Consider the following 12,392-nt stretch of genomic DNA (forward strand, 5'->3'; position numbering starts at 1 on the left):
TGCGCTTTAAGCGCGATTGATTAATTGACCTGACTTTTGCTCTCAAACTTGCCAGCGCTATGATCTCGACAGGAGGATTGAATGCCCCGCTCAACGCCGACGGATACTTGCGGCCTTAGCAACAACAATAACCAAACCCCGCTTACCCAACGCGGCGAAGCGCGGCGCGAACGTCTGCTGGACGCCGCCCGGGATGTTTTTCTTGAGCAGGGCTATGCTGGCGCTAGTGTCAACGAGGTGGTGGTGCGCGCTGGCGGGTCGCTGGCTACGTTATACAAACAGTTTGGCAATAAGGAAGGGCTATTCACGGCGGCGATGGAGCGCCATATCGGTACGGCCTGGGCGGTATTAGAAGAGGGGCGACGGGATCGCCAGGCCCCCAAGCAGGTGCTGTACGAACTGGGCCGTCGTATGCTGATGCTGGTTTTTAATCCAGGCGTGATCCGGTTAGTGCGCGGCTTGGCCTTCGAGGCTGAGCGATCCCCCGAGCTTGGCGAGCTGTTCCTGACCCGTGGCCCTGATCAAACCCGTCACGCACTTGCCAGCTATCTCAGTGATCAGGTCGCCAGCGGTCGACTGGATATTGATAACCCGCGCGAGGCCGCCGGTATTTTCATGGGTATGCTGCTTGGCGAATGGCATATTGATGCCTTGCTGGGACGAGACCTGATGCTTGATGAGGCGAAATGCAGCGCTCGTTCACGGCGCTGCGTAGAAATTTTTCTCTCGGGTGTGCTCGTCAAGCCGTCCTAGGCTTGTTCAATTGGCCAATGCAGCAGGTTAAGGGCTTCAGTCATTCACCTAATGTCTGACCCATCTGCACCATGGTTGCGGGCGGGATATCTTCAAAGTCCACCGGACTAGCGAAGCACATCACCACCGTGGAGCCGAGCTTGAAGCGTCCCATCTCCGTGCCTTTTTCAAGTGTGATGGGTTCGCCAAACTGCATGCGCTGAGGGTGGCCCGAGAGCGGCGTTACTTGTCCCGACCAGACAGTCTCGATGGCAGCGACAATCATCGCGCCGACCAATACCATCGCCATGGGGCCGTGCTCGGTATCAAAGATGCACACTAAACGCTCATTGCGAGCGAAGAGGCCCGGCACGTAGTTGGCGGTGGCTTGGTTGACCGAGAAAAGACGTCCTGGCACGTAAATCATTTCGCGCAGAGTGCCGGTTACCGGCATGTGTACCCGGTGGTAGTCCCTTGGAGAGAGGTAAACGGTAGCAAAGCTGCCGCCCAAGAACTCTTCTGCCAGTGCCGTATCGCCGCCGAGCAGGGTTTGTGCGGTGTAGGTGTGGCCTTTGGCCTGCACCAACTGTCCTGCCTGTAAACGACCATATTGGGAAAGCGTGCCATCAGCGGGGCTTAGAATACCTTCGCCCAAGGGGCGGGCATCCGCTTTAAGCGCACGGGTGAAGAAGTCATTGAATGTCGCGTAAGCGTTGGCATCTGGCTCCAGTGCTTGGCTCATATCCACGTTAAAGCGTTTGATAAACGCCTTAATCAGCGTGCTTTTTACCCAGGGGTTGTCACACTGGGCAAACTTGCCGGTCAGACGCGATAGCGCATGGTGGGGCAGCGGGTATTGGAGAAGCGAAAAAGCTTTTTGGGAAAGAGTCACAGTAATATTTTCACTTCTCAATCGGTGTGTCGTCGCGGTTGCCCCATTCACCCCAGGAGCCCGCGTAGCCGCGTATATTAAAGCCCAACGCCTTGCCCACCAGCCAGGTAAAACTGCTGCGGTGGTGGCTTTGGCAATGGGTGGCAATTTCCATATCCGGTGTAAGGCCTAATGCACCTAATTCGGTGATCAGTTCGGCGTAATCGCATATACGTAGCGCACGGTGGCGATCCATGGCATGGAGCCAATCCATATTGACCGCCCCAGGAATATGCCCCAGGTGCTTGTTGTTACCGCGCACGCCATCGTACTCATCTTTGGAGCGCGCATCCCATACCGCAAACTGCCTGTCATCAAGCTTTTCTTTGATTTCGTCGCAGGTAATCAGAGCCTGGGGGTTGAGAAACTCGGCATGGTATTCGCTGGGGGTTGGGGCAGTCGGTTCTGTACTCTCTTCCAGGCCCGAATCGCGCCAGGCGTGAATGCCGCCGTTCAAATAGGAGTAGCGAGTGTGGCCGATCAGGTCGAGTGTCCACAGTAACCGTGCCGCCCAGCCGCCGCCTTCGTCGTCGTAAGCGACCACGTGCGTATCGCGGGTTAAACCGAGGGCACTGAATAGCCGTGATAACGCCTCGACGCTGGGAACGTCGCTGGGTACAGGCCCTTCCCCGCGCATCAAGTAGCGAAAATCGAGAAAGATAGCTCCAGGCACATGGCCCTGGCGGTAGCTATCGCCGTTGACCGGTACATCGATAATCAGTAGCTGTGGGTCATCCAAATGTTCCTGCAGCTGTTCGGGTTCAACGATTAGCGGCAGCAGGTTGGATTCCGACGATTGGCTTTCGGTACTCATGGGTAACTCCTTTAGATCCTAGCTATCCAAGCTATCGAGAATGCGTCGATAGCTGGCAAAGCGTGCTGGATGAATCTTGCCTGCATCGACCGCTGCGAGTAAAGCGCAGCCAGGTTCATTACGGTGACGACAGTCACGGAAGCGGCAATGACCAATATAGTCGTGGAATTCAATAAACCCGTCGGTGACTTCCTGCTCGTTGAGGTGCACCAAGCCAAACTCGCGAATGCCCGGGGAATCGATCAGGTCTCCATCGGCCACTTCGGCCCGGCTCATGGTGTAGAGGCGGGCCGTGGTCGTGGTGTGGGTGCCTTTGCGGGAGTCTTCTGAGAGCGCGCCAATGCGCAAAGTCTCATCAGGTAGCAGCAGATCGATTAGCGAAGATTTGCCCACGCCGCTTTGGCCCACGAATACTGAAGTGCGGCCTTCGAGCTGGCTGCGTAGATCATCCAGCCCGGTTTCGGTGGCGGTGGTGGTGCGAACCACCGGGTAGCCCAAGTCGCGATAGCGCTCTAATAATTTGCCCAACTCGCCACCGTCTTCTGGCAGTAGATCGGTTTTATTGAGCACCAGTACTGGCGCTATGCCGGTGGCTTCGGCGGCAACCAGATAGCGGTCGATAAGGTTAGCGTGAGGCGCGGGTTCGACCGCAAATACGATCAATAGCTGATCGATATTAGCGGCCACCGGTTTGAGCAGGCCGCGAGCGTCGGGGCGCTTTAATACGCTATCGCGCTCTTCACGCGCCACTACCACGCCGGAGCCTTCCTGACCTGCACGCCATATCACTCGATCGCCGGTGACTAGACCGTCCAGGTTGGCGCGTAAATGGCAGCGCACCGGTTCATTATCGCTATTGCGTACCTCTAGGGTACGTCCAAAGTGAGCAACGACACGGCCCGGTTGTTCGGCGCCGTATTCGCCGGCGGCGAGTTTCTCAGCGTCTTGCACGTCGCGCTTTTCAGCGCGCTGGGCACGTTCCGCCTGGACTTTATCGACTCGCCACTGCTGCTGACGACTTAATTTACGTTTGCTCATGTCTACCCGATGCTAGGTACAATAGGCTCCATTGTACCTAGCAAAGGTGTCATTGTATTTATCTAGTCGCCAAGTAGGTCTGTATAGCTGTTAGACGGGCCAATTTAAGGCACACTTGCGCGATGTTATAAGCATTTAGGCAAAGGAATAATGGAAATGAGCAACGAAACGAAGGGTGCAGCGAACGGCAAAATGGCACCGCGGGATGATTTGCTGGTGTGGATTGATCTAGAGATGACCGGTTTAGATCCAAATAAAGAGCGTATTATTGAAGTCGCCACGCTCATTACGGATGCGGACTTAAATGTTGTCGCAGAGGGGCCGGTGATTGCGGTGAAGCAGCCCGACAGCCTGCTGGCGCAAATGGATGACTGGAACCAGAAAACCCACGGCGAATCAGGCTTAGTCGCACGAGTGAAAGCCAGTCAAGTGGAAACCGCCGATGCCGAGCAGCAAACGCTGGCATTTCTTCAGCAGTATGCGGTGGCGGGTTCATCGCCGATGTGTGGCAATAGCATCCATCAGGATCGCCGTTTTCTGGAGCGTGAGATGCCTGCGCTGCTCAATTTTTTCCACTACCGCAATCTTGATGTGTCTACCATAAAAGAGGTGGCCAAGCGTTGGAACCCAGGTGCGTTAGTGGGCTTCAGTAAGCAGAATGTGCATTTGGCCATGGACGATATTAAAGAGTCGATTGCTGAGCTTGCTCATTACCGCAGTACGTTTTTGCGCGTTGAACAGAGCAGCGACGAAGAAGAATAGTTAAAAAGTGTCGTTAAGAAGAGCTGGTGTCTGTAGCAATACGCTCGCCGCGCTTACTGCGCTGTTCCTTAAGTGCCCAGGCGACGTGTTCACGGACCAGGGGGCTTGGGTAGGCGCGGCGCGCCCAGAGCGCGGCTTCAACGCTCTTGCTCCAGGGTGCGTTGCCCAGGCCAATGGCGATATTGCGCAGCCAGCGTTCATAACCAATTCGCCGGATAGGGCTACCAGCGGTTTTATCCAGAAACTCCGCTTCGCCCCAGGAGAATAGGCTGATAAGCGACGCGCGATCCAGGTCATGGCGCGGTCCAAAGTCATCTTCCTGGGTGATACGGGTAAAGCGAGTAAAGGGACATACCAGTTGGCAGTCATCGCAGCCGTATATACGGTTACCCATGGGGCGGCGGTACTCTACGGGAATCGCGCCATGCAGTTCGATGGTGAGATACGAGATGCACTTACGGGAGTCGACGACTTTGTCGTCCACGATGGCACCGGTGGGGCAGGCGGTGCGGCAAGCGCTACAGCTACCGCAGTGTTCGTGTTCGAACGGCGCATCAATGGGCAGCGGTAGGTCGGTGTAGAGTTCGCCCAGAAAAAACAGTGAACCCGCTTTGGGGTTGAGCAGCATGGCGTTTTTGCCGAACCAGCCAAGCCCCGCTTTTTGAGCCAGGGCGCGCTCCATCACTGGCGCTGAGTCGACAAAAGCGCGGTAACCAAAGTCACCGACTTCCTGCTCAATTTTTTTTGCTAATTGGGCTAACCGTTTGCGTATTAGCTTATGATAATCGCGTCCAAGGGCGTAGCGTGATACATAGCCGCGATTGGGTTGCCCAAGCACCTTGGTACTCTCCACCTCAGCGGGCAGATAATCCATGCGCACGCTGATAATGCGCTGAGTGCCGGGTTCAAGCTCCCCAGGGCGAGTTCGCTTGGTGCCATGTTTCGCCATAAAGCCCATTTCACCGTGGTAGTCTTTTTCCAGCCACGCGCCAAGATGGGCCTCATGAGCCGACAATTCAGTATCGGTGATGCCCACCTGCTGAAAGCCTAGCTCGCGACCCCAGGTTTTAATCTGGTTCGCAAGGTAAGCAAGCTTTTGATCAGTGAAGGCATCGCTTGAGTGTGCGAAGGCAGTGGAGTCCGGCATGGTGTTTCAAATAGGCTCTTCAAATAGGTTTAACTAATAGGTCCATCAAATAAGTTAGTTTAATAGTATCAGTCAATAGTAAGGCTTTAAGCGCGCTATGCTAACGCATCGGCAGCCATCAAGACATGCGAAAGGAGAGATCGTGACGATCCCGAATACTTCCATGCTACGCCCTCTATACAAAGCCGCCCAGGTGCGTGAACTTGACCGACGTACCATTGCCGGTGGTATCGATGGTTTTGCATTGATGCAGCGCGCCGCCTCAAGTGCTTGGCATAGCTTCCGTTCCCGCTGGCCCCAAGCGCGCAGTCTAACGGTGATGTGCGGAAGTGGTAACAATGGTGGCGATGGGCATGTTCTCGCCGCTCTCGCCATGCAGTCTGGTCTCAAGGTACAGCGGATAACGCTGAAACCCCTTGAAGAATTAAGTGGCGATGCGGCTCGCGCTGCGCAGTTGGCAACCTCTGCGGGAGTAGGTTGCGAGGAGTGGCATGCGGGAATCGAGCTAACGGGCGAGGTCATTATCGATGCCTTGCTAGGCACTGGTTTGACAGGCGATGTAGAGGGCCGCTTCCGCCGCGCCATTGAAATGATCAATGCAGCGCACCGGCCGGTGCTGGCGATTGATATCCCTTCAGGGCTGGTAGCGGATACTGGTGCCGTGACCAGTCTTGCCGTCAAGGCTACCTGCACGGTGACCTTTATTGGCGATAAGGTTGGTCTGCACACAGGGGATGCACCTGCTTACACCGGTGAAATAGATTTTCGACCCTTGGGCGTTAAAGCCCATGCCTATTTCGATATTCCCCCCACTGCGTGGCGATTAGACGATTCGCTATTAGCGGATGCCTTTGCGCCACGCCTGCGCACCAGCCATAAAGGTGATATGGGCCACGTGCTGGTGATGGGGGGCGCTCCCGGGTTTGGCGGCGCGGCGCTGCTTGCCTGCCAAGCAGCTGCGCGATTGGGAGCGGGTAAAGTAAGTTTAGCGACGGCGCCTGAACATATTACCGCTAGTTTGGTACGCTGCCCGGAAGTAATGGCCCATAGCGTAAGCGGTGGTGCTGAGGCTGCTGAATTACCCAGTAATGCAGACGTTGTCGTGGTAGGGCCAGGGCTTGGTCAGGCTGCCTGGGGTCAGGCCATGTTACAAAGTGCGCTGCAGACAGACGGGCCGCTGGTGGTAGATGCTGATGGGCTTAACCTATTAGCGCATCAGTGGTCAGATATTCGCCGTGATAACTGGGTTTTGACGCCGCATCCGGGTGAGGCCGCAAGATTGTTGGGCTGTTCCGTGGCGGATATTCAAGCTGATCGTCCCGCCGCCGCTCAGGCGTTGCAGCGGGCACGTGGCGGCGTGGTTATTCTAAAAGGCGCAGGCAGTATAATCGCTGGTCCCAGTGGCTTGGTCGTATGCCCCTATGGAAATCCAGGTATGGCGAGCGGTGGTATGGGCGATGTGCTCAGCGGCATGCTGGGTGCGCTGATTGCTCAGCGTGGTGACGTAGAATTTAGCGCTTGGTTAGCCACGATGGTACATGCGTTAGCGGCTGATCGAGCGGCCGAACAAGAAGGCGAGCGTGGCCTGCTGGCCAGTGATCTGGCATCCTATGCGCGAATATTGATTAACCCGTGAAGGCAGCTCAGATGCAGGTGCAATTAGACAATGAAGAGGCGCAGGTCGCGTTTGGCGAAGCGTTAGGGCACGTGTTGCATGGCCGAGGGTTGGTATATCTGGAGGGTGAATTAGGTGCAGGCAAAACCACGTTAACACGTGGTATTTTGAGGGCTTATGGCCATCAAGGGGCAGTTAAAAGCCCCACTTATACATTGGTAGAGCCTTACGAGCTGGGCTCTCAGCGAATTTATCATCTGGATTTGTACCGCTTGTCAGACCCTGAGGAGCTTGAATTTATTGGTGGGCGCGACGTGTTAGCTGACGATGCACTTAGTATCATTGAGTGGCCCAGTCGCGGCGAAGGGTGGTTGCCAATGCCTGATCTTCGTCTTTCTTTAAAAGTGGTGACTCAAGGGCGTTTAGCCTCTTTAACGGCTTGTAGTGACTTGGGTGCGCGTATGTTGGCGTTATTGCAGAGTCGGGTCAGTGAAGCAAGTAAGTCAAGTGACGATCAGTTGGAGAGTGGTGTGATTCAATGGAAATGAAGGCCGCAGTGGTACGCGTATATCGATTATTGGCCGTCAGTTTTTTTGCCCTGGCGGCAGTTAATGTTCAAGCGTCGAGCGTTGAGAGTATGCGTCTTTGGGCGGCACCTGATCATGCACGTCTGGTGTTTGATCTGTCCGCTGCTACCAACGCTAATGTGTTTTCGTTGGATAACCCCGCACGGTTAGTGATTGATTTAGACGATGCTCAAATGGCCACCGATCCGAGCACGCTGCCGTTGCATGATAGTGCCATAACGTCGGTACGCACTGGCACGCGGGAAAGCGGCGGGTTGCGGGTGGTGCTTGAGCTTAATCGAGCAGTTGAGCCGCGCCATTTTACGCTGACCCCTAATGATCAATACGGTCACCGTCTTGTCGTCGATCTAGAATATCCGGGGGAAAGCGCCGTTGAGAACCCAATTGACCCTATTGAGGCGATGATTCGAGATCAGGAAATTCAGGCCCAACGGGCATCGGCGCAAGGCCAACTGCCGAGCAGCGTAGAGCCACTTCGAAACGAAGCGCCGCCGCCGGTGCAAGAAGCTCGAGCCCATCCACGTCGAGATATTATTATTGCCGTTGATGCTGGCCATGGTGGGGAAGATCCTGGCGCTATTGGGCCTTCGGGCACGCGCGAGAAAGATGTGGTGCTGGAAATTGCCCGTCGTTTAGCGGCTGAGGTTAATGGAACGCCGGGCTTTAAGGCAGTACTAACGCGCGATGGTGACTACTATATTGGGCTTCGACAGCGTACCGCACTGGCCCGTGAGCAGAAGGCGGACTTTTTTGTTTCGGTCCATGCGGATGCATTTACCAGCCCACGCCCTCAAGGCAGCTCGGTTTATGCGCTTTCTCAACGAGGCGCTACGTCGGAAACCGCCCAGTGGCTGGCGGACAGTGAAAACCGTTCTGATCTGATTGGTGGTGTTGATGGCAGTCTATCCTTACGCGATAAGGATCAAGTGTTGCGCGGTGTGTTGTTAGATTTGACCATGACCGCCACATTGAACGATTCACTGTCGATCGGCGGTCAGGTGCTGGAACAGTTGGGCCGGGTGAACCGATTGCATAAGCCGCGTGTGGAGCAGGCTGGCTTTATGGTGCTGAAGTCTCCCGACATTCCTTCGCTTTTGGTTGAGGTGGGCTTTATCTCCAATCCTGACGAAGAGCGTCGCCTGCGCGACCCGGTTCATCAGTCGGGGCTATCCCAGGCAATTTTCAGCGGTTTGCGCGATCACTTTCAGCGCTACCCACCGCCTGCCAGTTTGCTTGCATGGCAACGTGATAATCAGCGCCGCCCTTCAGGGAATGAGTACCGCATTCAGTCAGGCGATACCCTGTCGGCCATTGCTGTACGCCATGGCGTGCCGGTCAATCAGTTGAGACAAGCCAATGACTTGAATGGTGACGTTATTCGCGTTGGCCAAGTATTACAAATTCCCCGTTCATGAGGTGCCGTGTTGACTGAAATGACCGCTGCCGTTTCGCGTATACATGTCCTCGATCCTCGTTTGGCTAACCAGATTGCCGCCGGTGAGGTGGTGGAGCGCCCTTCGTCGGTTACTAAAGAGCTGATTGAAAACGCGATCGATGCCGGTAGTCAGCGCATAGAGGTGGAGATTGAGCAAGGCGGCACCCGGCTGATCAAGGTGCGCGATGATGGTATCGGCATTGGCGAAGAGGATTTGCCGTTGGCACTGGCGCGTCATGCCACCAGTAAGATCGGTAGCCTGGAGGACCTAGAAGGCGTTAGCTCGTTGGGTTTTCGTGGTGAAGCACTGGCATCTATTAGCTCAGTTTCACGGCTGGAGCTGATCTCCAATGCCGAAGAGGATCCCCGTCATGGCTGGCGGGTGGTTGCAGAAGGGCGAGGCATGGACGCACGAGTGACGCCTGCGCCGCACCCTCGGGGCACGAGTGTTAGCGTACGCGATCTGTTTTTTAATACCCCCGCACGGCGTAAGTTTCTGCGTACTGAAAAGACCGAATTCGCGCATGTGGAAGAGGCGTTTCGCCGCCAGGCGCTATCGCGTTACGACATCGCCTGGGTATTGCGGCACAATCAAAAAGTCATTCACCAGCTGCCCGAAGGTCACTCGGCGGCGGCTCGCGAGCGTCGAATTGCCTCTTTGCTAGGCAAAAACTTTATTGAACACGCTCGCTATATTGAGCGCGAAGCGGGCGGTATACGGCTAAGCGGCTGGGTGGGCCTACCCACCCACTCACGCTCCCAGGCTGACCAGCAGTACTTTTTTGTTAATGGGCGCGTGGTGCGTGATCGTTTGGTCGCCCACGCGGTGCGCCAAGCCTATCGGGATGTGCTATTTAACGGTCGGCATCCAGTGTTTGTGCTCTATCTGGAGCTTGATCCAGACGTTGTGGACGTCAATGTTCACCCCACCAAACACGAAGTCCGATTCCGCGATGGCCGCATGGTGCATGATTTTCTCTATTCGAGCCTTCATCACTCCCTGGCGACAGCTAAACCCGCTGAGAGTGCAGAGGCACGTGATGCCGAGGTGGCTGACACGTCAGGCGCATCGCCACAGGGCGTAGCTTCAGAAGAGGGCGCCGAACAGCCCCGCTGGCAGCAGCAGGGAATTGCCCTGACCCATTCGCCGGATCGCCATCCCGGTGCTGAGCGCGTGCGTCGCTTTATGCAGGGTTATCAGGCACTGCACCCCAATCACGAAGAAACGCTGTTAACGCCTCAGGCTAGCGCGTCGCATGTAGACCACAACCAGGTTCGTGAAGCGCCGTTGTCAATGCCCGATAACGACCCTACTGCGCCGCCGCCTCTTGGCTTTGCTTTAGGGCAGTTACACGGTATTTATATTCTGGCCCAAAATGCCCAGGGGCTTGTATTGGTGGATATGCATGCCGCCCACGAGCGAATTGTTTACGAACGCATGAAAACCCAGCTGGCGGCGGCTCAAGGGCTGGATGCCCAGCCGTTATTAGTCCCCGTCTCTATTGCCGCAAGCCGGGCAGAAGTGGCCACAGCAGAGAGTGAGCAAGCGGCTATCGCTAAGCTGGGGATAGAGCTGGATGTTGCTGGGCCAGAAACGCTGCTGGTGCGCCAGTTGCCAGCGCTGCTGTCCCAAGCGGATCCGGAAGCCCTGGTGCGACAGATGTTAGAGGAGCTAGCGCGTTACGGCCGGACTCATCAAGTCGAGGCGCGGCTTCATGAATTGCTCTCTACCATGGCCTGTCATGGCAGCGTGCGCGCCAACCGGCGGCTCACTATTGATGAAATGAACGCGCTGCTGCGCGATATGGAGCGCACCGAGCGTAGCGATCAGTGTAACCATGGTCGTCCTACCTGGACGCAGATGGGGCTAAAAGCGCTTGATCGGCTCTTCTTGCGAGGCCAATAGCGCGACTCAAAGCATCCACCATTTTCTTATCTGACGGAACCGCGCATGGCTGATACGCGCCCTTGGGCGATTTTTTTGATGGGTCCGACGGCCGCTGGAAAAACTGATACCGCGATGGCGCTTCATGAGCGCTTAGGGCATGAGCTGATTAGCGTTGATTCGGCTATGGTCTATCGCGGTATGGATATTGGCAGCGCCAAGCCTAGCTCAACTGAGCTTGCCCGTGCCCCTCACCACTTAATCGATATTCGCGATCCTGCCGAGCCTTATTCTGCGGCGGACTTTCGCGAAGATGCGCTATCACTTATGCGACAAATCAGCGCGGCGGGCCGGGTTCCTTTATTGGTGGGCGGTACCATGCTGTATTACAAGCGACTGATTGAGGGCGTGGCCAACATGCCTTCCGCTGATCCCGTCATTCGCCAACAACTCGAATCGCAATGGCAAGCCGAAGGGCTTTTGTCGTTGCATAAACGCTTGGCAGAAGTGGATGCGGTTTCCGCACAGCGCATTCATCCTAACGACCCTCAACGCCTGATGCGCGCCCTGGAAGTGTATTACGCCAGTGGCCGGCCAATGAGTGATTTATGGGCTGAGCAACAGCCTGAAACCTTTCCATGGCGCGTGTTGTCGATAGCATTGGCACCTAGTGATCGTGGCCTTTTGCACCAACGTATTGCTAAGCGCTTTGAAGTAATGATGGATGAGGGCTTGATAAATGAAGTCGCTGCCCTCAAAAAGCGTAATGACTTGCATTTAGGCCTGCCGTCGATGAAAAGTGTCGGTTATCGCCAAGTGTGGGAGTACCTAGATGGGGAGTATGATTATGCCACGCTTGTAGAGCGCGGGGTGATCGCTACTCGCCAACTCGCTAAGCGTCAGCTAACGTGGTTAAGAAGCTGGCCATCGCTTGAATGGGTGGATTCGCAGCAACCCGACGCATTGGATAAGGTGCTGAAATTCGTGCGTGAAAGCGGTGCTTAGCGTAAGATAGTCCTTCAAGATAGAGATTTGGTACGCATGTGTTTTCGAGTGGCCGTTTGGCTATTTCGACAGCATTAGGCCTTTCGGGCAAAAAAGATTGCGGCGTAGCACTAGTAGGGCACGCCATTTGATAATTAACCCCAACGACAGTTTTAGGGAGAGCAACATGTCCAAAGGGCAGTCCCTTCAAGACCCTTACTTGAATATTCTGCGCAAGGAGCGCATTCCGGTCTCCATCTTTTTGGTCAATGGCATTAAGCTTCAAGGCCAGATCGAATCGTTTGACCAGTTTGTTATCCTGTTGCGTAACACCGTCAGTCAGATGGTTTACAAACACGCTATTTCTACGGTTGTTCCTTCTCGCAACGTACGCTTGCCTGCGCAAGATCCGGCAGAGCAGGATGCGGAGATTTAACACCGCTGGGAAAGCAAGAGAGTCCA

12 protein-coding genes are annotated in these 12,392 nt (G+C 55.5%); 8 read left to right on the top strand and 4 right to left on the bottom strand.

What is annotated here, in order from left to right:
* The first annotated feature begins 81 nt into the window (after positions 1–81).
* Positions 82–753, top strand: a complete 672-nt coding sequence (locus tag AC5TBW_RS06715; protein WP_495511321.1) for a TetR/AcrR family transcriptional regulator — start codon at positions 82–84, stop codon at positions 751–753.
* 40 nt (positions 754–793) lie between these two features.
* On the opposite strand, the gene asd is transcribed toward AC5TBW_RS06715, so the two are convergent.
* The 3 genes from asd to rsgA are packed head-to-tail and all read right to left on the bottom strand — an operon-like array spanning position 794 to position 3,515.
* Positions 794–1,624 carry an archaetidylserine decarboxylase gene (asd, locus tag AC5TBW_RS06720; RefSeq protein WP_495511322.1) on the bottom strand — a complete coding sequence of 277 codons (831 nt, stop codon included), beginning with the start codon at positions 1,622–1,624 and terminating at the stop codon, positions 794–796.
* A gap of 10 nt (positions 1,625–1,634) precedes the next feature.
* Positions 1,635–2,477 (bottom strand): sulfurtransferase, encoded by an 843-nt coding sequence (locus AC5TBW_RS06725; RefSeq protein ID WP_495511323.1) that lies wholly within the window; start codon positions 2,475–2,477, stop codon positions 1,635–1,637.
* A gap of 18 nt (positions 2,478–2,495) precedes the next feature.
* On the bottom strand, positions 2,496–3,515 hold the full coding sequence (gene rsgA / locus AC5TBW_RS06730) for a small ribosomal subunit biogenesis GTPase RsgA (protein ID WP_495511324.1): 1,020 nt from the start codon (positions 3,513–3,515) through the stop codon (positions 2,496–2,498).
* A 156-nt stretch (positions 3,516–3,671) separates the two neighbouring features.
* On the opposite strand from rsgA, the gene orn reads away from it, so the two are divergent.
* Entirely contained in the window at positions 3,672–4,277 is a 606-nt protein-coding gene (orn, locus tag AC5TBW_RS06735; RefSeq protein WP_495511325.1) for an oligoribonuclease, read from the top strand.
* A 13-nt stretch (positions 4,278–4,290) separates the two neighbouring features.
* Here orn and queG read toward each other — a convergent pair whose 3' ends face one another.
* A complete protein-coding gene (gene queG, locus AC5TBW_RS06740; protein WP_495511326.1) occupies positions 4,291–5,424 on the bottom strand; it encodes a tRNA epoxyqueuosine(34) reductase QueG in 1,134 nt (377 codons plus the stop codon).
* Between the two features lie 163 nt (positions 5,425–5,587).
* Between queG and AC5TBW_RS06745 the strand changes: the two genes are divergently transcribed.
* The 6 genes from AC5TBW_RS06745 (at position 5,588) to hfq (ending at position 12,366) form a co-directional block, all read left to right on the top strand.
* The gene (locus AC5TBW_RS06745) at positions 5,588–7,060 is read left to right on the top strand and encodes an NAD(P)H-hydrate dehydratase (protein WP_495511922.1); all 1,473 of its coding nucleotides are present in this window, start codon (positions 5,588–5,590) and stop codon (positions 7,058–7,060) included.
* An 11-nt stretch (positions 7,061–7,071) separates the two neighbouring features.
* Positions 7,072–7,587: a tRNA (adenosine(37)-N6)-threonylcarbamoyltransferase complex ATPase subunit type 1 TsaE gene (tsaE, locus tag AC5TBW_RS06750; RefSeq protein WP_495511327.1), complete on the top strand. Its 516-nt coding sequence runs from the start codon at positions 7,072–7,074 to the stop codon at positions 7,585–7,587.
* Positions 7,578–9,041: an N-acetylmuramoyl-L-alanine amidase gene (locus tag AC5TBW_RS06755; protein WP_495511328.1), complete on the top strand. Its 1,464-nt coding sequence runs from the start codon at positions 7,578–7,580 to the stop codon at positions 9,039–9,041. The genes tsaE and AC5TBW_RS06755 overlap by 10 nt, the downstream gene beginning before the upstream one ends.
* Before the next feature lie 18 nt (positions 9,042–9,059).
* The gene (gene mutL / locus AC5TBW_RS06760) at positions 9,060–10,967 is read left to right on the top strand and encodes a DNA mismatch repair endonuclease MutL (RefSeq protein ID WP_495511923.1); all 1,908 of its coding nucleotides are present in this window, start codon (positions 9,060–9,062) and stop codon (positions 10,965–10,967) included.
* Between the two features lie 45 nt (positions 10,968–11,012).
* Entirely contained in the window at positions 11,013–11,951 is a 939-nt protein-coding gene (miaA, locus tag AC5TBW_RS06765; RefSeq protein WP_495511329.1) for a tRNA (adenosine(37)-N6)-dimethylallyltransferase MiaA, read from the top strand.
* Between the two features lie 166 nt (positions 11,952–12,117).
* Positions 12,118–12,366 carry an RNA chaperone Hfq gene (hfq, locus tag AC5TBW_RS06770; RefSeq protein WP_007114649.1) on the top strand — a complete coding sequence of 83 codons (249 nt, stop codon included), beginning with the start codon at positions 12,118–12,120 and terminating at the stop codon, positions 12,364–12,366.
* Positions 12,367–12,392: the final 26 nt, after the last annotated feature.

This window comes from Vreelandella sp. ssv (genome assembly GCF_059448525.1).